This window comes from Companilactobacillus allii (assembly GCF_001971585.1).
GTDB lineage: Bacteria > Bacillota > Bacilli > Lactobacillales > Lactobacillaceae > Companilactobacillus > Companilactobacillus allii.
The window spans coordinates 2,472,760-2,495,373 of the sequence record NZ_CP019323.1 but is presented as its reverse complement, the minus strand read 5'-3'; the positions used below and the strand labels follow the sequence as shown (position 1 = coordinate 2,495,373).

The following is a 22,614-nucleotide window of genomic DNA, read 5'->3' as shown; positions in this document are numbered from 1 at the left end:
TAGAATTTAAATTAAATAAATTATTAAATTATGAAAAGAGATCATTTATTGAAAATACTATTATTGTTTTTGATTATTTTTGGAATACTTAGTTTACTTCAACGACAAAATATTTTCGTTGGGATTGGTTTTACCTTGTCTTTTTACTTATTATTGATAGGTATATTTTTTCGATTATTTCATAAGGTACTTTTTCACGTTTCTATGCGGCATGGTTCATATCTAATATTCTTTGTTATGGCATTCGCAATTGCGACGGCGATTGGTTCAATCGTATTCCTGATAATTAATACCAATGTTATGAAATCCAGAGAAGGAAAGACATTCACCGGTCAACTTTCGGCAATATTTGGAGTTAATTTAGCAATAATACTTGTTTTCTTTTATATGTACACTAGATTCAATCTACCTGGTTATTTAGAGATGATTATTTTTTCAGTCAGTTGGATAGATGTGATATTTTCAATCATATTTTTTGGATACGCTGGTTATTCCTTTATCATTCAAATGATGCCAAAGTTATCAAATGCTAATTATATCGTCATTTTGGGCGCATGGATCAAGGATGGGGCGGTTACGCCGTTGTTAAAAAGTAGGATCGACAAGGGGATCCAATACTATCACGGATATAGTGACACAGCTAAGTTCGTCGTCAGTGGTGGACAGGGTTTTGATGAGTCTATCTCAGAGGCAAAGGCGATGAGAAACTATCTAATATCTGTAGGTATTCCTAAAGATAAAATTATAATAGAAGATAAATCAACTAGTACTTTAGAAAATATGAAGAACTCACGGACATTGATATTAGCAGATTGGAAGACAGAGAACGAACCACGAGTTGTCTTTTCAACCAGCAACTATCATGTCTTGCGTGCTAGTATACTTGCCAACAAAGTAGGTATGGAGGCGGATGGAATTGGTGCTCCTACTTCATTATTCTTTTTGCCTAGTGCAATGATTAGGGAGTTTCTTGCAATATTGAAGTATTATTGGTGGATTACAGGGATGATAATTATTGTTATCCCGTTGATTTCATTCTTTTTTGTTTCACATTAGTTACTAGTCGTTATTTTGATTCCAATGATACTGATCAGTAATAATATTATAAATACCCAAGTGATTGGTGATATTTTATCTCCGAAAATAAAGAATCCAACTAAGATAGATCCGATTGCGCCAATTCCGGTCCAAACTGGATAAGCTATGCTCAATGGCAAGGTCTTTGTTGCTTTAGCCAATAGGATGAAACTGACAAGCATTCCCAAGATAGTAAAAACGGTGAAGTTTATTTTTGTGAATCCGTGACTTAGTTTCATCATATAAGCCCAAAATACTTCAAATATTCCTGCGATGATTAAGTAAATCCAATTCATATTATTTTCTCCTTTTAATTTTGCCCAAATTTGAGCAAAAAAATAAAGTATCCCTTACAATTCCTTCAATGGCCTAATGGAATTATAAAGAATACTTTTTTTAGTGACACCCGGCGGTGTATTGATTTATCATAGAATGATAGCACATCAAATTTTTTATTGCTAGGGGATATATTTAAAAATGATTGAAAAAATAACACCCAATGAAATTGACTCTGTCGCTGATATTTGGTTGGAGGGTAATTTGGATGCACACAACTTTATCAATGCAAAATATTGGAAAAGAAATTTTCCAGTAGTAAAAGAACGATTAAATAACGCTGAAGTTTATGTTTATAAGAATGATCAGGACATTGCTGGATTTATTGGTTTAAATGGTAATTATATCGAAGGAGTTTTTGTTAAGAAAGAATTTCGTAGTAAAGGAATTGGCAAAGAATTATTCGACTATGTTAAAGAATTACATGATGATCTTATCATTAACTGTTATGTAAAGAACTTTAAGGCAATTAATTTTTATCGGGTCAATGGTTTCTCCATTAAAGCTGAAGGCATAGACAAGGATACTGGTGAATCAGAAATCACTTTGATTTGGCGTAAATAAAGAGTTACTGAATATGCATTTGATAGAGATAGATAAGGGCACTTCTGAGGAAACAATCTCAGGGGTGCTTTTTTTGTGGTTAATAATAAATGATTAAAAAAATAGATTATCACTGTCGGTATAGCTGGCATATGATAACCCAATGGTGAAACACTTTCACTCTTCTGCGGAAACTAACGGGAAACGTTTGACAATAAATGTTAGGAAATACGAGAATATCAATATTATTGCAACAACGATATATGGATAATGTGTATTCCAATCCATTAAAGCTCCGGACATCAATGGTCCAATGACATTACCGATACTTGTTAATGACATATTCATTCCATTTATAAGTCCTTGATTGGCCTTACTAGACTTGGTTAAAAGAGTCGTTATCGCAGGTCTTAGTAAATCGAATGATGAGAAAATAACAAGTGTAGCGACTATTACTTCTACTGTTGTATGTGCGCGAGTTATCCAAAATACACAAACTGCACTGAGTAGGAAACAGTAGCTAATAAGTCCCATTTCGCCAATTTTATTAATGAGCCAGTTAAAAGCGACTACTTGTAAAATCAAAGAAATAATACCATTCAATGTTAAAACTAGTGCAATCGTTCCCAATCCAAAGTTGAAAACTTGATTTACATAAATACTATAAATACTTTCAAAGCCTTGTAGTCCAAAGGATGAAACTAGAATCATTCCAAATAATACAACCATTGGAACGGTTAGAATTGAGATGATTGAGGACTTGCCTTTGTTAAGTTTAGCTTCTTCTTTATGTTCGATCTCAATAGTTTCTCTACTTTCCTTAAGAAAGATCTGTGTAAAGATACAACTTGTAATGGCTAAGACACCAGCTACCCAAAACGGTGTCTTATAGCTTATTCCAGCTAGAATTCCACCCAGTCCTGGTCCAAGGATCAATCCACCACTAAAAGCAGCTGAAAGCCAACCAATGACCTTAGCACGATCCTTTAGTGTAGTTAAGTCTGAACCAAGTGCCATTGAGGTAGGAATTACCATGGCGGCGGATAATCCACCAATTATTCTAGATAGATTAAATATGGGTAGGGTCGTAGCAACTGCGAAGATGAATTCAGATATCATATATGTGAATAGTCCTAAGACTATAACAGGTTTACGACCGACTTTATCTGACATTCTCCCTACAATAGGTGAGGCAATGAATTGTGCAAAAGCAAATAATGAAGTCATTACCCCCATTTGTGATGTTGTGTAATGGAACTCATTCTTGATAAATGGTGTAACAGGTATTACCAATCCAATCCCCAAACAAATCAAGAAGTTACTAAATATTAAAATATAAATGGACTTTTTGTTTTTTTCCATGTAATCCCCCTCCCAAAAGCAAATTTGCGCTTAAAAAAACTATCGCCGAAATTGGCGATAGCTGATTAATCTTACTTATGTTAGATTAATATATCTTAAAAAGCAACTAATTAGATATATTTGGATTAGTAAAGTTGTAATTATTAATTAAGTTCTTTATTTATTTCGTGTTTACGTAGAATAGGCATAACGAATCCCATACCGAATAATACGATAACCGTTATGAAATTCAATAATAATTGGTGATCAAATAACTTAGTTCCAAAAGCTGCTTCCTGAGGGATGAAACCTAGGGTAGCACAGACAAAAGTGAATGCTAGACACCAACCACCAACAAGAAGTGCACCGGTTCTATTTTTAATAAAAGTATATTCTGAATGGAATTTCTTATCTTGCCAACGTACGGCAATAAAGGCAAAGAATACCCAGCAAGTTTTATATGGGGAAATAATTCCATTAATGTTTAATAACCAATTATATATAGTATTAATATTTGGCAAGGTACCTGTTAATAATAGTAGAAATAGACTTAATCCTGTGGTCATAGTGTAACTATGAATTGGACGCCCATTCTTATTGGTTTTTGTTAACCATTTTGGCATGAATTTATCAGCGACATCACCCGCAAAGACACGACTAGATGCATCGAGTAAGACTGCAAGTTGAGCCATCATGAAAATAGCTTGAACAACGGCAAATATGTACATCAATAACTTGCCGACTCCTAAACTTTGGCCAAGTAGATGGAAAGCATAGTAGGGACCATTCATTTTGAAATCATGAGGAATGTGATTGGCATTGAAGAATACGGCCAATGACAAAGTACCAAAGATAGTTAGAAATGCTGTCATTAATGCAAGTAACCACATAGCTTTTGGAAATTCATGCTTGGGATCACGCATTTGCACAATATATGGTGCAGCAAGTTCAGCACCAGACATGGCAAAAATCAATAATCCAGTGGTCGAGAAATATTTTAAACTGAATGTTGGCTTAAAAGCTGCCCAATTCATTGGTTGTGTAGCAATATGTGCGCCGTGTGTCACTGCATATCCAGCTAAAAGAACAAACAACACTGACATTACAAACATTGCACCACCACCGATAAGTGAAAGAACTTCAAGTGAATTTTTAAAAACGTTTTCTAGTAAAATGAAAATCAATATTATAACGAAAGTTAATAATCCAAAAGAAAAGGTAGACATCCGTCTATCGAGACTATTATTCCCGAAGATAATCCAACTAAATGAAACAATGACTGAATTAGAAACATCCACAATGTATGGAACACTTTGAATCCAATACATCCAAGATGTCCAATATCCTAAGGTATCATTACTACCGTGTCGTACCCAGGAAGCTAAGCCACCACTTTGATTATCAAAGGTCAAACTCATTTGACTAACGATTAATTCATAGGGAATAACATAGGCAAATAGTAAGAAAATCCACGAGACAACTACTGATAAACCTTGATTTTGGAAAGGGTAAAAAATATTTTCAAAACTAATAATTGTAACAAAATCCAAAAGGGCAATTACTTGCCACTTCATATAATGAGGTTTTGGATCCATATTTAAATCATTCATGTAAACTCTCCTTGTATTTTAATTTCTTTTTAAGAAGAGTGAGTTTTTGGTGGCTTATGACAAAGCCAAAAAGTATGATATTCCACTTGTTTATTGTCCCAACATATATAATAATCAATAACTAGAGGGAATTATATTTGATAATTAAAATAATTTCCAACAATTAATTGTATGAAACATTTATGCTTTTGCATAGTGTTTTCTGAAATTAATTTGAGAATAGAGGGATGCTATGAATTATTTAAAGATAGCTGCGACAGAATCAGTGCACGAATATCTGCCTAGAAATTGGGAGGTAACTACCATTTCTGAAGATACTGTGGCACAAGAATTGGCCGCAGTTGTTTTGAAAACTGATGAAAATAGTGATGTGGCGAATAGATTAGTAAGTGATTCTGGGTTTAATATTCCAATAATTATTGTTGAGCCAAATGATACAATTCATGATACTCAAGTTAGAATTGAGAATAAAATCAAAGAATATGAATCTAAAAATATCCCATCATTTTTAATAGATTTAATTAAATTTGCTGATGACAGACCAGTTAGCTTCACTACGCCAGGACACCATAACGGACAATTTTATGAGCAACATCCTGCTGGCGTTGTTTTTGATCGTTTTTTTGGTAAGAATATGCTTTATGCTGATACGAGTGATACCGTTGAAGAATTAGGCGATACTATGACTCATGAAGGTACCCCGTTAACAGCAGAGCAGAAAGCTGCTGAAGCATATAATGCTGATAAGGTCTACTTTTGTACAAATGGGACTACTAGTTCAAACTCGATTTGTGCAAGTGCTCTTTTGACATCTGATGATCTGGTTTTATTTGATAGGAATAATCATAAGTCGTTATACAATAGTGCATTAGTTATGAGTGGAGCCAAGCCAGTATATATTCCAGCTGATCGCAATCCCTTAGGATTAATTGGGGAGATGGATCCTAAGTTTTTTGATGAAGCCAATATTCGTAAGGAAATCAGTAAGGTTGATCCTGTGAAAGCTAAAGAAAAACGTCCGTTTCGATTGGCAATTTTACAGCTAGAAACGTATGACGGAATATTTTATAATGCAAAATGGATATTAGATAAGATTGGTGGATTATGTGATTATATTCTCTTTGACTGTGCGTGGGGAGGGTATGAGCAATTTGTGCCATTATTAAAAGACCTTTCACCACTTTCGTATAGTTACGGACCAAATGATCCAGGTATTTTGGTTACGCAATCTATTCATAAACAACAAGCTGGATTGGGGCAAACTTCTCAGATTTTAAAGAAGGATAGTCATATTAAGGGCCAAAAACGTTATGTTGACCATAAGCATTTTAATAATGCCTATCTAAAATACGTTACCTCTAGTTATTCTTATCCGGTGTATGCTTCCTTGACGGTTAATGCCTACATGGCTGCTAGTCCAGTGATTAATGATTTGTGGCAAAATACACTAATTAACGGAATAAAATGGCGTAAAGAATTACTTAAGAAATCTAAGTTATTTAAGCCATTAGTTCCAAAAGAAATCAACGGAGTTTCGTGGAAAAATATCCCTACAAATGATTTATCAACTGATAATAAATATTGGAAATTAACTGCTGATGACATGTGGCACGGGTTTAAAAAAATTGTGAATAATGAGGTAGTTTTGGACCCGCTAAAAATAACCATCGTTACACCAGGAATTGACAGTGAAAGCGGAATCTATGATGATAAAGGGATTCCTGGACAAGTGGTCGCTGCATTCCTAACTGAAAAACGTATTATTAGAGCTAAGGATGATTTAAATTCCCTACTATTTTTATTGACACCTGGAGATAAAAAAAGTGATTTAGATGAATTGATGAATGCGCTTCTTGAATTTGAAGATTTATATTTCAAAGATGCACCATTAAAAGAAGTTCTTCCTAAGCTTTATTCACAATATTCAGATAGATATAAGGATTATTCCATTCAACAATTATGTAATGAAATACATAAATATTATGGGGATAATAAAACATACAAGTTGCAACAAGCATTATTTGAGAAACCGGATATGCAAAATTATAAGATAACACCGCAACATGCAGATAAGTTATTCATGAAAAATGAAAGTGAATTGGAAAATTTGAATAATATCGTTGGTAAGGTTGCGTTAGAAGGCGCTCTACCATATCCACCTGGTGTATTTATTGTTGCTCCGGGTGAGAAATGGCAAGAAATTGATGTTAAGTATTTCAATGTACTTATTGGAGCTATGAATAGATTCCCTGGATTTGTACCTGAGATCCAAGGTGTATATATAAATAAGGACGAAAATGGGAATTATTACGCTCAAGCGGAAGTATTATCGAACTAATAGAGGAGAAAACAATGAATTTTTCATGGAAAGAAGATTTACCAAACGATCTTCAAAATAAAATTACCAAAGTTGAAACAATGATAGAACCCAAACTAAAGGAAGTTGACGAGCAGGTCTTATATAATCAACAACGTGTTCTAAATCTTTTTAGAGAAAATCGTGTTGCTGAAGAAGATTTGATTGGTTCCACTGGATATGGTTATGATGACCCGGGTAGGGACAAAATCGAAAAAATTTATGCCGGTTATTTTAAGGCTGATGATGCATTAGTACGTTCACAATTAGCCTCTGGTACACATGCTATAACAACTTCGTTATTCAGTATTTTACGTCCGAAGGATACGTTATATTACATGACTGGTATGCCTTATGATACTATCCAAGAAGTTATAGGGATTGCTGGAAATAATCCTGGTACCATGAAAGAATACGGAATTGACTTTGACTATACTCCTTTACTAGATAACGGTGAGGTTGATTTTGATAGTGCTATTAAGACACTTAAAGAAAATAAATCAATAAAGGTTGTGGCGTTACAACGCTCACGTGGATATGCTGTTCGTGATAGTTTCACTGTTGCTAAAATTGCAAAAATGATTAAGGTAATTAAGAAATATGCACCTAATGCGGTTATATTCGTTGATAATTGCTATGGTGAGTTTTCCGAAACCGAGGAACCTACATTCTATGGTGCAGATTTAATGGCAGGTTCATTATACAAAAATGCTGGTGCCGGAATTGTTAAGAGTGGTGCCTATATTGTCGGTCGAAAGGATCTCATTGAAGGGGCCGGTGCTAGGTTGACTGTTCCTGGTGCTGGTAAAGGAGAGGGCGCAACTTATGCGTATCTTCGTGATTTCTATCAAGGATTTTTCATGGCTGCACATACAACGGGTGAGGCATTGAAAGGAACAATTTTTACTGCAGCCTTATTAGAAGAAATGGGAATGTCAGTCTCTCCAAGATGGGATGCTAAAAGAACCGATATCGTTCAGACTGTTACATTTGGAGAGTCAGAGTCCATGATTAAGTTCTGTGCTGCCATTCAACATTTTTCACCGATGAATTCATTTGTTGATCCGATTCCTAGTCACCAAGATGGATATGTAGATGACGTTATTATGGCATCAGGAAGTTTTACTGAGGGTTCAACTATTGAATTGTCGTCTGATGGTCCACTTCGTCCACCTTATTCACTATACATTCAAGGTGGCCTATCATTTGCACATGTCAAAATTGCCATCGCTCAGGCTGTAAATGAGACGTTTTCACTGCAAATTTGAGTAGAAAAATAGTTCTGTCACAACTCCATTATTTTTATTAAGCGAAAGAAATTGTGCATTTTCACACGTTTTTACTGTAAATTTGAGGACAAAAAAAGCCGCCTCCATTCGTAATTCTCGGAGACGACAATATACTGATTCCACCAAGTGAATTGTATCATTACAGACCTTAGTGAAATGAATTATTAAGAAAACTTAAATATTGCTTATTTGACACCATTTTGAACTTGTTTACTTACCTTTCCGTTCGTTAAGGTAATGACTATCTTTGCACCAGAGTCGCCTTTAATACCACTACTGTAAGTTAGCTCCGTTAAAGAAGAACCGTTGATATTTGAAATGTCGTAACTATTTGGCTTACCAAGAGTCTTTATTACTTGATCTTCGGATTGATCACTTTCAATTTCAGCAAATTTTTGAATATCAATTTCACTAGCTCTATTAACTTTTAAATTAGTTATTTTTTTACTTACGGCATGGTTAGATGTGAAACCAATCGATACCATTGAGCCATCTGTTGCATTAGCTACATTATCCCAGTTTTGAACATCTACATCTGTATTTTGAACGTTTGCAGTTGTATGAGAAACTGGCGTACCAAATATTGGTTTAATGGTATCCCAACTAGTTCCGTTAGTTTCATCCAATGCAATATTGTTGAATTGCTCTAAGGTAATTTTCTTTGTATTAGAATTTGTACTAGAATCAGATGTTTTTTTAGAGCTGGTTTTCTCTTTAGTAGATGTTGATTTAGATTTTTCTACTTTCTTAGATGTTGATTCAGAATAAGAATTAGAATTATTTTGATTGTAATGCTTAAATACTCCAAATCCAACTCCAGCGGCAATCACTATGACCACGATTAACCAAAACCACCATTTTTTAAAAAATGGTTTTCTTTTATTTTTTCTTAACTGCATTCTGGTCATTTGTTCGTTATCCATTTTTCCACCCCGAGTCCCTAAATAATAATGATGTATTTTACTATAGTTCTATAATAACAATTTTTGGGGGAAAATGACTATTTTTGAAAGTAACTTAATAAAACTACAAAAATTAGGTGCATTAAATCATTAAATATAAAAAACCGATATTCACATATGCGAATATCGGTTTTGATATATATATAATTTTACTTAAAATTTATCTTCATGTAATGCATGTTGAGCTGCAAGGTTCAGTAAACTCCATTGACGATCAAATCCAGGTTGGAAGAAGAAGTCTGCTTCAGATAGATCTTCCAGACTCATCTTATTTTCAATTGCTAAGGCGAGTACATTACCTTGGGCTGTGATGTCATACTTAGAAAGTACTGCCCCTCCGAGAATTTGATGATTATCAGGGTTATATGCAAGGTATACATGAACTTTTGTATTTCCCTTATCAGCAGGAACATAGATTGGACGAAGTGTATCACTGTAAAATGATGTTGCTATATTTACGCCAGCACGTTTAGCTGTGAATGAATTCAAACCACTTTCAGCAAAATGATAATCAAAAACGCTAAGTGCAGATGAACCAACGACGCCCTTAAATGGAGCTGAAGGGGAGTCTTCAAATATATGTTTAACTAAATATCTTGCTTCACGACGTGCAACGGTAGCTAGAGCAATCGGAACTTTGGTACTTGCTGGAATAGAATATGCTAATGTAGCATCACCGATGGCATAGATATCTTTGATATTTGTTTGTAAATATTCATTGGTTTTGATCCAACCACGATTATCCAGATCAATAGTTCCACGTAGCCAATCAGTATTTGCCTTAACACCGGCGGCTTGGATTACTAAGTCACTTGGATATTCAGCAGTAGTTGTTTTAACAGAAGAAACCTTCTTGTCACCGACAAATTTCTCGATTTTAACGTTCATTTCAACGTTAACACCGTTTTTTACTAAGTGCTTTTCCAAAATTGAGGTCATATCTGAATCAAGATAAGTACCCAATGGACGGTCGATAACATCCAATAAGGTAACTTCCTTCCCGGCTTTAACACTAGCTTCAGCGGCCTCGATACCAATGTACCCAGCACCAATAATTGTAACCTTTTTAGTATTTGGATCATTTAGTTTAGCTTTGATTTTTGTTGCCCAGTCGTATCCTCTCATTAAGAATACATTCTCTAGGTCATTTCCTGGGATAGGAAGTGACTTAGGTGTAACACCAGAGCTGAGAATCAACTTATCGTAATCAAAATCTTCATTTTTGTTAGTTGTTGTATCCAGTACGGACACAGTCTTTTTATCTGTATTTATTTTTTGTACCAAATGATTGTTTAAGATATGTACATTTGATTGTGGAAAACTTTTTTCACTAAAATTTCTAACATCATTAACATTCGTAACACTGTCTTCTAGAAATAATTCCATACCACATGACATAAAGGAGATAAAATCTCCAGATTCAAATAATGTGATATCTACGTCATTGTATCTATTCAATAATTCAATGATGGACTGATGCCCACCATGTGATGCTCCGACAATAATAACTTTCTTTTTTGACATTCCAATACCTCCTGTAATTTGATGATAGTACAAATATTACATATATAGGGTAGGATACTTTACACTGGTTATCAATATATTAGTTGTATATTATTTGTTTCTAGACTATTCTCTTTTGCTCCTTTATTACTAGGGCTGTTGCCAATCAATGAAAATCCTATTGCAATAATTACAATAACAATTATTAAATATATAATTCCTCTTTTTAGTGATGGTTGTTTATTATTCCCCATGTTTTTTACCTCGCATGACATGATCAGCGTGTTCTAGTGTTTCGTTAATAACATCTAGAATGTGTGGATCACTTAATTTGTAGTAATTAGATTTTCCTTTGCGTTCTGTACTGACAAGTTGGTACTTTCGCAAAAGAGCAAGCTGGTGTGAAATGACTGATTGTTCAATCCCCAATAGTTCTACTAATTCACTAACATTCAATTCTTTTTGCTCAAGAATGTCTAACATTTGAAAACGGATCGGGTTATTTAATATTTTTAGAATTTTTTGAGATTCATCCAGTAGTTTTGCGTCAATGAGTTTTAGCTTGTCCAAAATAATACCTCTCTAAAATTAATATGTTGAAAATGACATATGTTAATGATAACATATGAAATATCTTAATGAATTATGGGGCAAAGATATGCTTAAGTCTATTTTAACAGGAGTCACTGCATATATTTCAACGAGTATTGATTATTTAATAGTATTAATGGTCATTTTTGGAACGATTGGAAATAATAGGAAGTGGTCAGTCTATCTTGGAGATATTTTTGGGACATCAATTTTGGTAGGGATAAGTCTGATTTTGACCTTTTTTGTAGGATTTGTACCTCAGAAGTGGTTATTAGGAATGCTAGGTATAATTCCGATACTAATGGGATTGAAGTTATTGATTATTGGTGAAAGTGATGATGATGAAGTTGAAAAAGGGATGAAACGACATACTAATGTGGTACTGAGTGTTGCTTTAATAACAGTTGCCACGTGTGGAGCTGATAATATTGGTATATATGTGCCAATATTTGTTCAATCGAATTGGAGTCAGATAATAGTAATAATTATTACCTTTTTCTTTATGCTTTCATTATTCTGTTATATTGGATATTTATTGGGAAGAGTTCCTAAAGTTGCGGGTATTTTGGAACGTTTTGGAAAATATATTACTTCGGTTGTTTATATTTTGATTGGTATGGGGATATTGATTGAGAGCGGTAGTATTAGTCATTTTATTTAGTATAGCTTAATAGGCAATGGGCCTCCTCATAGGGATTTAAGGCGCAATAAAACCGATATCTACTTAAGTAAATACCGGCTTTTAGAATTATACGGATAAAATTGTGTTTTGATATACGTTTTCACTGCAAATTTGAGTAGAAACGAAATCTTTTACGAACCTATTTTAAATTACATTTCATTATAATTTAATTCATATTTCATTGTACCTAATTTTTTACCATCAACACCTTTTGTCGCGTTGAGTTGAACTGGTGTATTTGTGTCGGATAAAGTATATGCTACGGCATTTTCAACGGTCCCGTTCTTTTTTATTGCTGAGGCTTGACTATCAAGATATTGGTTGTCAGGTAATGCCGCTACTTTTAATTCATTTATGGTATTTTCATTATTATCTTGAACAGCTTTGAATATTGCTATCCAAGCTGTATTTGCATCAATTTCTTTGTTAGTTTTATTGGTTACTTTGTACCAAAATGCTATTACTGGTTTGTCACTATCATTGCCAGTTTCACCAGGTGATAGAACTTTATTTTGAATGATTTGAATACTCAAATCGCGAGTTACTAATTTATTATTTTTGAAATAATATTTATCAGTATTCTTTTTTGCAACTTTGATTGTCTTATTATCATTGCTGGACTCTTTTTTGGAAGAATTATCATTACCACTTGAACATCCAACAAGTGTGGAAGCTAAAAGAATAGTTAATCCCGTTAATGCTAAACCTTTGGTTTTCATAATAAGTTACTCCAATATATATTCAGCTTTTAAAGTCGCTCAGTATTTGGACCTAATAGGAGTAAGCATTATTTTGTGGATGCTATTCAATTTAATGAAAAATCATATTTAAAAAGGGATGACATTCTGTGCTTTCAATAGCTGTTAAAACTAATTGGGACAAAGAAATAACCAGTTGTATCAGTGCCTTTAGCACTTAATATAACTGGTTATTTTTCATTAATGGAGATGAGGGGAATCGAACCCCTGTCCAAGCATAATGCTATGTAAACTTCTACACTCATAGTTGTACTATTTGAAATTTCGCCATCATGAACGCCGTACAACCCGGCTAGCCACAATGACTAACCCTGATTAATCTCTTTTTAAACTGTTCAGGCGGGACAATTTAAACGTAGCCCAATTAATTTGAGACCCGGCTCTAACCCTTGAGCAAAGTTAGACGGATCACGACTAGACTGTTTTTAGGCAGCTAGTGCGTAAGAATTATTATTTTTTGCAGTTATAATAAACTGTGTGTTTTTCCGGAACACGAAAACCGAAGTGCGGCCTACACGCTATTACACATGTCGAATCCAGAACATCCCCAAGATGTTCCTTACTATAATAACGAATTTATCATCATTTAGCAAATAGATAATCTTTAAATCATGTTATTATTATATTATAGAAGAAACAGAGCAGGAAATGGATAATAGAGGGCAAAATTATGAGGTTTATCGGAAGTAAAACAAGATTATTAACACAAATAGACGAGTTACTCACTAAACATCTAGATGGGTCTGAGAAAACCTTTGCGGATATTTTCTCAGGATCCAACGTTGTTGGTGAGTATTTTAAAACAAGATATGCGATCACAACAAATGACCTCTTATATTTCTCATATGCTCTAGCCAAAGGGGAGATAGATTTAAACAGTCAGCCCAGTTTTACTGGTTTGTTTAAGTTAAATATCCATAATCCCTTTGACTATTTCAACCAATATGATATTTCAAACTATAGTGGTGATTTTATAACTAATAATTACTCTAGTGCCGGTAAAGAAAAACGTCTGTATTTTACTGTCGCAAATGCCAAAAGAATTGATTTTATTAGAGTGACTATACAAAAATGGCTGGATAATAATGATATAACCAGTAATGAATATTTCTATTTATTGGCTAGTTTGATTGAAGCAGTACCTTTTGTTTCCAACACTACTGGAACATATGGGGCATATCTTAAGAACTTTAATGATAAAAGAGCCACAAAACCTCTTAAATTAGAACCTATGAAAATTCATAATAATAAGCAACAAAATAGAGCATTTAATGAAGACGCCAATGAACTGGTGAAGAAAATCCATGGCGATATTGTTTATATCGATACACCGTATAATATCAGACAATATGGATCAAACTATCATTTGCTTGAGACAATAGCTAGATATGATGATCCCAAGATCCACGGAGTTAGTGGAGTTAGAGATTATACAGATCTAAAATCTGAGTATTCAGCTAAAAATAAAGCCAAAGAAACTATGCAAGACTTACTTGATAATCTTAAATTCACACATGTTTTATTAAGTTATTCTACAGATGGTATTATCTCAGAAGACGAACTAAATGAAATGATCGGACAAGTTGCTGTCGATGGAAGTTTGGAAGTTATTAAGATTCCGTTTAAAAAATATAATTCTAGACTCAATAAAGATAATAATCAGTTATGTGAGTTATTATATTATTTCAGAACAAGTCATCAAGAGGATAATGAATTGTTGCAGATACAGTCAGTTAAATTGCCCAGTGATAATTCTAAGTATATAAAAAGTCCACTGAATTATACAGGTGGAAAATTCAAGCTATTACCGCAATTGATTCCTAACTTTCCCAAACACATAGATACAATGGTAGATTTATTTAGTGGTGGAGGTAATGTGGGTATAAACGTTGATGCTCATCAATATTACTTTAATGATGTTAATGATCGAATTATAGATATGTTCAAGTATTTCCAAAATAATGAATTCAACGATATCTTGGATAGAATAAATTATCAAATAGATAAGTATCACTTAGATAAAGAGAATGAGGAAGGATTTTTAAAACTTAGGGATGATTATAATAATGATCCTGATCCACTAGATTTATACGTCCTTTCATCATACAGTTTTAACTATCAAATCAGATTTAATCAAGATATGAAATATAATAATCCATTTGGCCGTAAACGTAGTAGATTTTCCAATAGTATGAGGGAAAATCTGCGACAATTTGTTACAAAACTGCACACCATAGATGCTACATTCACTTCCAATTACTTCAGTGACTTTGATACGTCACACTTAACACAGGATTCATTGGTCTACGTTGATCCTCCTTATTTAATAAGTGATGGAACATATAATGATGGTGATCGTGGATTCGGGAATTGGACTCAGCAACAAGAGAATGATTTATATGATTTTCTAGATGCATTGAATGATCGTAATATCAAATTTGCAATGTCAAATGTCTTCAAACATAAAGGACATGTCAATCAAACGGTGATCGATTGGGCAATCAAGTATAATATTAGGCATTTAAACGCTAATTACTCCCAATCTTCGTATCATACTAATTTGTTGGGAACAGATGAGGTGTTGATAACAAATTACTAATACTATATGTATAGGTATAAATAATGCCAAAAATCTCCACAGTTGTTAGAATTGAATAAACGACTACGGAGGGCATTTTATGAAAATTCCTTTTTATAAGAAAAAATGGTTTTGGATAAGTATTATTTCATTTTTTATAATCATATCAACGACGGCCTTTGTAGTGGAAAATACCTATGATGACAAGGCGGATGAGAATCTTAATCAAGAGGACCTTTTCAAAAAGACTAAGGATTCTGACACATCTATAATTGATAAATTCAACAAAGTAAAAATAGGTGCTAAAGGTAACACCTTGAAAAGAATCGAGGAGGTATTTGGATCTCCCACAATTACTAGTAATACTTCTGATAGGAAGAACGCTACATTAACTTGGCAAAATCTCAAAGGATTAGACGATGATGTGGTTATTGATATTACTTTTCAAGATGGAGTCGCAGTTTCTAAGTCGATAAAGGGATTGGATATTGATCGTAGAAATGACTTGAGATTATCTGACTATAATAAGGTTAAGGAAAATGATAGTTATGACCAAGTAATTAATTTGTTAGGTAATCCAGATAATTATATTGAGTCAGGCGGGGTGGTTACTTTAACTTATACTTCAGATGTTGAAGAGAAAATTGATGACGCGTCTACTTATATAGAAATAACCTTGAGCAATAACAAAGTTACAAGTAAAAGCCAATTGAATGTTAAATAATAGTAAGAAACCAAAAAGAGGCCTAGTGGCCTATACTCTAAAACAGTGCTTTGGAGCATAGGTCAATGGACCTCTTTTTATTGTTATTTATTTACCCTCTATTATAGTAAATACTTTTATTGCGACACTAGAAATTGCTACGGACATAACTGCAAGGAAGAATGATAATAATCCTGTCATTGCGATATTCCCTAAACAGACGAAGCCATCGATAATAAATAAGCTAATATATTTATCAATTCCAAAATTCTTATGGATAATCATCGGTGGTACGGTGGTTCCTCCACTAGACATATCTAACGTGTATAAAATTGCTAAGCCAATACCGAAAATAATACTACCAACTATAATAGAGACAATTTTGTTTCCAGGCAATATATTATAAACAGGAGTGATAAACAATAATATGGGAAGAAGAAAACTTCCAAAGGCTAATTTAATGGTGGTTTTCTTATCTAAATGGAAATAGGAGAAAATCAACATGATGATATTAATTAGGAGAACTGATAATGATGTTGGAATGGACCACCCTTCGTATAGTAAGATTGCTATACCGGTGGCACCGCCTGCAGCAACTTTGTTTGGTTCGAAGAACATGTTCAAACTAAACGCGATAAGTTCTAAAGCTAGTATCATTACTAGTAATTTTAGATAAATCTTATGTTTTTTATTCTGCATATCTAATACATTACCATATAATAGGAAACTTTTCAATTAATTAATTTAATTATCAAAAAATAGCAATCCTTATATATCAGCGTTTGTAGAACTCTTTGTTGCAAGTATGTTACCTAGATTACAAAAACGGCGAAACTGTAACTTCCAGGTGGTGGCTATGTAACATAAGGCTGTTAGTATAGCACCATAGCAATGAGAGCTAAACAATAAAAAAACAATAAGGATGTAATTAAATTTATGAAAAAAGTATTATCTATCGCATTAGTAAGCGTAATGGCATTAACAGCATTAGGTGCAACAACAGCAAATACAGTAGACGCTGCAACAACAGCTGACAGTACACACGTAACAGTTGAAAAAGGTGATACATACAAGAGCATCGCTGCAGAAAATAACACAACGATCTCAGCCCTTGAACAAGCAAATGGTCGTGAAGTCGGTGGATTTGATCTAATTTATCCAGGTGAAACAATCACATTGCCATCAGCAACAACAGATACAACAACAGATACAACACAAGCAACAACACAATCAGTAGCAACAGAACCAGCACAAACAACACAAGCAACAGATACAACAGCAACAGATGCAACACAAACAGCTACTACAGATACAACAACACAAACAGCTGCCACAACACAAACAACTTCTACAACATCATCACAAGGAACATTTAAGATCAGTTTCTATGATCCAGCCGTATTAGGATCAAATATGGGTTACAGTGGTGTCGCCGCTAATCTATCAGTATTCCCTAAGGGTACACAATTGAAGATCACATTGGCTGACGGTACAGTAATGTATAGAACAGTTAATGATACAGGTACATTTGCTAATACTAATTCACAACAATTAGATGTTGCAATGCCTAGTTCATCAATTCCATCATATGGTGTAACTACAGCCACTGTTGAAGTCGTTGCATAATAAAAATAGTATATATATCATGAAGTCACCTTATGGTGGCTTTTTTTATTAGAGAATAATATATATTTCTAATAATTATATTAATATTAAAGAGCGTGGCACATAAATTTAACGGGCTTGATAATTTAATTGATTTAGTAATATGTTGATATAATAACATTTGACGGTCGTTATAACGGTACTATACGAAAAAACACTTTAATTTTCAAAAAAAATGTCTATACTGAAGTCATAGATTACGGAATGACAATATTAGAAATTGTATAAAAAAATTTAATTTTAAATGTTGACATTTTCTTTTTCTAATTGTATTATCATTTCAACGATTGATAACAAATAACTATTTCAAACAATTTGATCAGGGGAAGTAATTCAACCTCCAAAGTACAGAAAGCCTCGATAGCTGAAAAGAGGACGCGGACTTGAATGAAAATGACCTGTGATTGGTGCGCTAAGTCCTAGATGGATAAAGATGCAATGGTTGGTACCCTTTACAGTACACGCGTATAGAACTCTTTTCTGTACGTTGTAGAGGGGATAAGTGTAAGTTTATCCTAAATTAGAATGGTACAGCGATAAGTCGCTTCTAAAAATGAACAGTTAGGTTCGTCTTTAGAAGCGACTTTTTTTGTTGGAATAGTTATTTGTTATTAATTAGGAGAAAATATTAAGGTGGGGAAATATATGAAAAAATTTAAAGTAACAAAGGTTTTACTATTAGCCTTTACAGCATTATTCATCTTTGTTCTAGCAGGATGTAGCAGTCAACCTAAGGAAACAACAGTTAAGGTCGGTATTAATCCAACAGATGCTCCGATTTGGAAAATTGTTAAATCAAAAGTTAAAAAAGAAGGAATCAATCTAAAAGTTACTGAGTTCAGTGACTATAACCAACCTAATACAGCATTGTCACAAGGCGAACTTGATATTAATGCATATCAACACAAGTACTTCTTAGACGCATGGAACAAAGCTCATCATACAGATATCGTTCCTATTGGCAACACAGTTATCCAACCAATGGCCATTTATTCAAGCAGTATCAAGAATTTGAGTGATTTAAAAGATGGCGACAAAGTTGCTATCCCAAATGATGCATCAAATGAAAGTAGAGCTCTTGTATTACTAGAAAATGCCGGACTTATCAAGCTTGATAATAAGACAAAACTTGCAACAGTTAAGAATGTTTCAGAAAACAAGCTCAATTTGAAATTTACATTACTAGATGCAGCGCAAACAGCACGTGCACTAGATGATGTCACAGTAGCAGTAGTCAATGGTAACTATGCCAGTGATGCTAAATTGAAACCATCAGCAGCTCTTTATACAGAAAAAATCAATAAGAGTACAAAACCATGGATCAACTTTATCGCTGCTAACAAGAAAGACAAGAACAATAAGACATACAAGAAAATCGTTAAGGCTTTCCAAACAAAAGCAGTTGCTAAAGAAATCAAGAAAGTATATGGCGGTTCAGCTGTTCCAGCATGGAATACAAAACTTTAATTAGGAAACAAAAATTAAGTTAACATTTTAGGAGGAATTCACATGTCAAAATTAACAGATCCACTTATTCAAGAATCAATTGAAGAATTAAAACAATATATCGGCTTGCCATCTGTTTCTGCTAAGCAACAATCTATAGATGAAACGGCAGAATTCCTCGGTAATTTGTTAACTGAATTTGGAGCTAAGGTTGATATTTGGAATGATTATAAACATCCAGTAGTTTTTGCGGAAGCTAAACCGAAGAAGCCAAGTGAAACAACCATTTTGATTTATAATCACTATGATGTACAACCTGAAGAACCAGTGGAATTGTGGAATTCAGATCCATTTGAACTTAAGATCACTGATGACAAGTTCATCGGACGTGGAGCTTCTGATTGTAAGTCAGATTTGATTAGCCGTATTACAGCACTTAAAAAGTATCGCCAAGATCACGGGGATCTTCCTTGCAACATCAAATTTCTAGTTGAAGGTGAAGAAGAGGTTGCTAGTGAGCATCTCGCTAAGTATCTTGAAAAGTATGGTGATAAACTATCAGCTGACTTAGTTATCTGGGAATCTGGTGCAAAGAATGAACAGGAACAATTCACATTCACTGGTGGTAATAAAGGGATACTTTGTTATGAACTTGTTGCAACATCTAGTGATATTGACCTTCACTCATCATTTGCTGCAGTTGTGGATAGCGCAGCTTTCAGGTTAAGTGAGGCTATCAGTGCATTACGTGAAAAGGATGGCACTATCAAAGTTCCAGGATTTTATGACGATGTTGTGAAGCCAAGTAAACGAGAAGAAGAGTTGGTCGAAAAAGCTGTCACACCTGATTTAGCAAAAAAATGGGGTTTGAAAGTACCACTACTAAATAACAAATCAGTAAATTATAATTTGACGTTTGAGCCAACAATCAATATTGAAGGAATCAGTAGTGGTTGGGAGGGTGAAGGTGTAAAAACCGTTACTCCTAAGTCAGCTACTGCTAAGTTAGAATTTAGATTGGTACCTAATCAAGATCCAAAAGATATCTTTGATAAACTTACAAAATATCTAAATGATCAAGGATTCAAAGATATTAAGGTCAATTATCTACTTGGTGAAAAAGGATATCGTTGGGATTTGGACAGTCCGATTGTTAATAAATTGATTTCTGCCGCAGAAGATTATTATGGTGGAACTGACAAAGTATCAGCACTTCCATCTAGTGCTGGAACAGGTCCAATGTATGTAGTAAATAAATATACAAAGGCACCGATCGTATCTTGTGGTGTTAGTTATGCTAAGGGTGGCGCACATGCACCTAACGAAAATATCCGTATTAAAGATTATCTAGAATTTATTGATTTTTTCAATGAATTCTTAGCTAAGTTAAATTAAGGAGCAATTATGGTAGAGAAGAACGGGATAGTACAACTAAAAGACATAGACGTTACCTTTCATAACGAAGGTAAGACTATTGAGGCTGTTAAGAATGTTTCAATAAATGTTCAAAAGGGTGACGTTTTCGGAGTTATTGGGTATTCCGGAGCCGGTAAAAGTACGTTGGTTCGTGTAATTAATCTATTGCAAAAGCCCACTTCAGGTAGTGTTATCGTTAATAATCAAAACCTCACAGAGTTAAGCGCAAAAGATTTAAGAAAAGCACGTAAGAACATAGGTATGATTTTCCAGCACTTTAATTTAATGAGATCTTTAACGGTTTTTGGGAACGTTGCCTTTCCACTAAGGGATTCCAAACTTTCGAAGCAAGAACGTAAGGATAAAGTCAATAACTTACTCGATTTGGTTGGTTTAGCGGATCGTGCCAATAATTACCCATCACAATTGTCAGGTGGTCAAAAGCAACGTGTGGCTATTGCCCGTGCATTGGCTAGTGATCCTGAGATTCTAATCTCTGATGAAGCGACAAGTGCCCTTGATCCTAAAACGACAACTGAAATACTAAGTTTATTGGGTAGATTGAATAAAGAATTGGGTATTACGATTGTTATCATTACTCATGAAATGGATGCTATAAAACAGATCTGTAACAGAGTTGCTGTTATGGAGAATGGAGAGTTGATTGAAGAAGGAGATCTTTTAACAATTTTTGCTAATCCAAAGAAACAGTTAACTAAGGATTTTGTTAATACATCAACTCAAATTAGTAATGTGTTGGATGAAGTTAAGGCAAATGGAATCGTGGACTCTATTTCTGGTCACCTTGTTGAACTAAACTTCATGGGGGATGTTACGAATGAACCGATTATTATTGAACTGTATAAGAAGTTCAATATTGAAGCTAATATTTTGTTCAGTAACATCGAACGTTTGCAAGGAACAACAGTAGGTATCATGTTGTTTGATCTTGAGGGTGAACAAAATAAGATTGATAAAGCAATTCAGTATCTAACAGATTTGAAAATTAATGTTAAAGAAATTGATTTAGATGAAAGTGAGGGTAAATAATTTATGTCACATTTTATAAATACGTACTTACCCAATGTTGTTGAGAACTGGGAGGGTGATAATGGATTCGTTGTTGCCATTCAACAGACATTGTATATGACATTTGTCAGTGCAATATTTGCTGGAGTAATTGGTATTATATTAGGAATACTTTTGGTAGTTACTACTGATGACGGTATCACTCCACACAAGGTTTTCTATACTACTCTAGATAAATTAGTTAACTTATTCCGTTCGATACCTTTTATTATTTTATTGGCGGTTATCGGACCATTTACCAAATTAATTGTAGGACAGACTATCGGACCTACAGGAGCATTAGTTCCATTAGTTGTCGGAACAGCACCATTTTTTGCCAGACAAGTTCAATTAGCTTTAGTTGAAGTTGATAAAGGTGTGATTGAGGCTGCCGAAGCAATGGGACTTTCCCCAATTCAAATCATTTTTAGAGTCTATTTAAAAGAAGGACTCCCAGAACTTATTCGTTCAGGAACATTGACAACAATCAGTTTGATTGGTTTAACAGCCATGGCTGGTGCCGTTGGTGGTGGTGGTTTAGGTAACATGGCCATCTCAGTTGGTTATCAACGTTTTGAAAATGATGTTACGATCGTATCTATGCTTTTGATCCTAGTACTAGTCTTTGTAATTCAAGGTATTGGTGATTTCGCAGTTAGAAAGCTCGAGCACTAATAAGCACATATTGAA

General features: G+C 34.0%; 20 protein-coding genes and 1 other RNA gene. 12 read left to right on the top strand and 9 right to left on the bottom strand.

The genetic code is table 11. The annotated features are described in order from the left end of the window. Positions 1-237 precede the first annotated feature (237 nt). Complete coding sequence (locus BTM29_RS12345) at positions 238-1,056, top strand: YdcF family protein (RefSeq protein ID WP_192844197.1); 819 nt, start codon at positions 238-240, stop codon at positions 1,054-1,056. Here BTM29_RS12345 and BTM29_RS12340 read toward each other — a convergent pair. Beyond that, positions 1,053-1,373, bottom strand: coding sequence for a DMT family transporter (locus BTM29_RS12340; RefSeq protein WP_076618525.1), 321 nt, complete (start codon positions 1,371-1,373; stop codon positions 1,053-1,055). The genes BTM29_RS12345 and BTM29_RS12340 overlap by 4 nt on opposite strands. Positions 1,374-1,554: 181 nt before the next feature. Here BTM29_RS12340 and BTM29_RS12335 point away from each other — a divergent pair, with 181 nt between their 5' ends. Continuing rightward, entirely contained in the window at positions 1,555-1,977 is a 423-nt protein-coding gene (locus BTM29_RS12335; RefSeq protein ID WP_076618523.1) for a GNAT family N-acetyltransferase, read from the top strand. A 156-nt stretch (positions 1,978-2,133) separates the two neighbouring features. Here the strand turns inward: BTM29_RS12335 and BTM29_RS12330 are convergent, their stop codons facing one another. Beyond that, positions 2,134-3,318, bottom strand: a complete 1,185-nt coding sequence (locus BTM29_RS12330) for an MFS transporter (RefSeq protein WP_076618520.1) — start codon at positions 3,316-3,318, stop codon at positions 2,134-2,136. Between the two features lie 143 nt (positions 3,319-3,461). Next, positions 3,462-4,907: an APC family permease gene (locus tag BTM29_RS12325; protein ID WP_076618516.1), complete on the bottom strand. Its 1,446-nt coding sequence runs from the start codon at positions 4,905-4,907 to the stop codon at positions 3,462-3,464. Between the two features lie 232 nt (positions 4,908-5,139). On the opposite strand from BTM29_RS12325, the gene BTM29_RS12320 reads away from it, so the two are divergent. Both BTM29_RS12320 and BTM29_RS12315 read left to right on the top strand, forming a co-directional pair. Next, positions 5,140-7,245, top strand: a complete 2,106-nt coding sequence (locus BTM29_RS12320) for a putative ornithine decarboxylase (protein ID WP_076618511.1) — start codon at positions 5,140-5,142, stop codon at positions 7,243-7,245. A 14-nt stretch (positions 7,246-7,259) separates the two neighbouring features. Beyond that, a complete protein-coding gene (locus tag BTM29_RS12315; protein ID WP_076618507.1) occupies positions 7,260-8,531 on the top strand; it encodes a methionine gamma-lyase family protein in 1,272 nt (423 codons plus the stop codon). Between the two features lie 206 nt (positions 8,532-8,737). On the opposite strand, the gene BTM29_RS12310 is transcribed toward BTM29_RS12315, so the two are convergent. The 3 genes from BTM29_RS12310 to BTM29_RS12300 form a co-directional block, all read right to left on the bottom strand. Further along, entirely contained in the window at positions 8,738-9,475 is a 738-nt protein-coding gene (locus tag BTM29_RS12310; RefSeq protein ID WP_076618503.1) for a DUF3862 domain-containing protein, read from the bottom strand. 192 nt (positions 9,476-9,667) lie between these two features. After that, positions 9,668-11,038: an FAD-dependent oxidoreductase gene (locus BTM29_RS12305; RefSeq protein ID WP_076618498.1), complete on the bottom strand. Its 1,371-nt coding sequence runs from the start codon at positions 11,036-11,038 to the stop codon at positions 9,668-9,670. A 222-nt stretch (positions 11,039-11,260) separates the two neighbouring features. Next, positions 11,261-11,587 (bottom strand): ArsR/SmtB family transcription factor, encoded by a 327-nt coding sequence (locus tag BTM29_RS12300; protein ID WP_418236007.1) that lies wholly within the window; start codon positions 11,585-11,587, stop codon positions 11,261-11,263. A 55-nt stretch (positions 11,588-11,642) separates the two neighbouring features. Between BTM29_RS12300 and BTM29_RS12295 the strand changes: the two genes are divergently transcribed. After that, the gene (locus BTM29_RS12295; RefSeq protein ID WP_225972211.1) at positions 11,643-12,269 is read left to right on the top strand and encodes a cadmium resistance transporter; all 627 of its coding nucleotides are present in this window, start codon (positions 11,643-11,645) and stop codon (positions 12,267-12,269) included. 170 nt (positions 12,270-12,439) lie between these two features. Here the strand turns inward: BTM29_RS12295 and BTM29_RS12290 are convergent, their stop codons facing one another. Continuing rightward, entirely contained in the window at positions 12,440-13,009 is a 570-nt protein-coding gene (locus BTM29_RS12290; protein WP_076618487.1) for a DUF5067 domain-containing protein, read from the bottom strand. A gap of 220 nt (positions 13,010-13,229) precedes the next feature. After that, positions 13,230-13,597: a transfer-messenger RNA gene (gene ssrA / locus BTM29_RS12285) on the bottom strand. A 121-nt stretch (positions 13,598-13,718) separates the two neighbouring features. On the opposite strand from ssrA, the gene BTM29_RS12280 reads away from it, so the two are divergent. Together BTM29_RS12280 and BTM29_RS12275 are read left to right on the top strand one after the other, a co-directional pair. Then, complete coding sequence (locus BTM29_RS12280) at positions 13,719-15,647, top strand: Dam family site-specific DNA-(adenine-N6)-methyltransferase (protein ID WP_076618482.1); 1,929 nt, start codon at positions 13,719-13,721, stop codon at positions 15,645-15,647. A gap of 79 nt (positions 15,648-15,726) precedes the next feature. After that, the gene (locus BTM29_RS12275; RefSeq protein WP_076618477.1) at positions 15,727-16,350 is read left to right on the top strand and encodes a DUF3862 domain-containing protein; all 624 of its coding nucleotides are present in this window, start codon (positions 15,727-15,729) and stop codon (positions 16,348-16,350) included. Positions 16,351-16,437: 87 nt separating this feature from the next. Here the strand turns inward: BTM29_RS12275 and BTM29_RS12270 are convergent, their stop codons facing one another. Beyond that, positions 16,438-16,986, bottom strand: coding sequence for a YitT family protein (locus BTM29_RS12270; protein ID WP_192844196.1), 549 nt, complete (start codon positions 16,984-16,986; stop codon positions 16,438-16,440). A 279-nt stretch (positions 16,987-17,265) separates the two neighbouring features. Between BTM29_RS12270 and BTM29_RS12265 the strand changes: the two genes are divergently transcribed. The 5 genes from BTM29_RS12265 (at position 17,266) to BTM29_RS12245 (ending at position 22,599) form a co-directional block, all read left to right on the top strand. After that, complete coding sequence (locus tag BTM29_RS12265; RefSeq protein WP_076618470.1) at positions 17,266-17,955, top strand: DPBB and LysM peptidoglycan-binding domain-containing protein; 690 nt, start codon at positions 17,266-17,268, stop codon at positions 17,953-17,955. A 684-nt stretch (positions 17,956-18,639) separates the two neighbouring features. Continuing rightward, positions 18,640-19,461, top strand: a complete 822-nt coding sequence (locus BTM29_RS12260; RefSeq protein WP_076618467.1) for a MetQ/NlpA family ABC transporter substrate-binding protein — start codon at positions 18,640-18,642, stop codon at positions 19,459-19,461. 42 nt (positions 19,462-19,503) lie between these two features. Beyond that, on the top strand, positions 19,504-20,835 hold the full coding sequence (locus BTM29_RS12255) for a M20/M25/M40 family metallo-hydrolase (protein ID WP_076618464.1): 1,332 nt from the start codon (positions 19,504-19,506) through the stop codon (positions 20,833-20,835). Between the two features lie 9 nt (positions 20,836-20,844). After that, positions 20,845-21,906, top strand: a complete 1,062-nt coding sequence (locus BTM29_RS12250) for a methionine ABC transporter ATP-binding protein (RefSeq protein ID WP_076618460.1) — start codon at positions 20,845-20,847, stop codon at positions 21,904-21,906. 3 nt (positions 21,907-21,909) lie between these two features. Further along, the gene (locus tag BTM29_RS12245) at positions 21,910-22,599 is read left to right on the top strand and encodes a methionine ABC transporter permease (RefSeq protein WP_076618456.1); all 690 of its coding nucleotides are present in this window, start codon (positions 21,910-21,912) and stop codon (positions 22,597-22,599) included. Positions 22,600-22,614 lie beyond the last annotated feature (15 nt).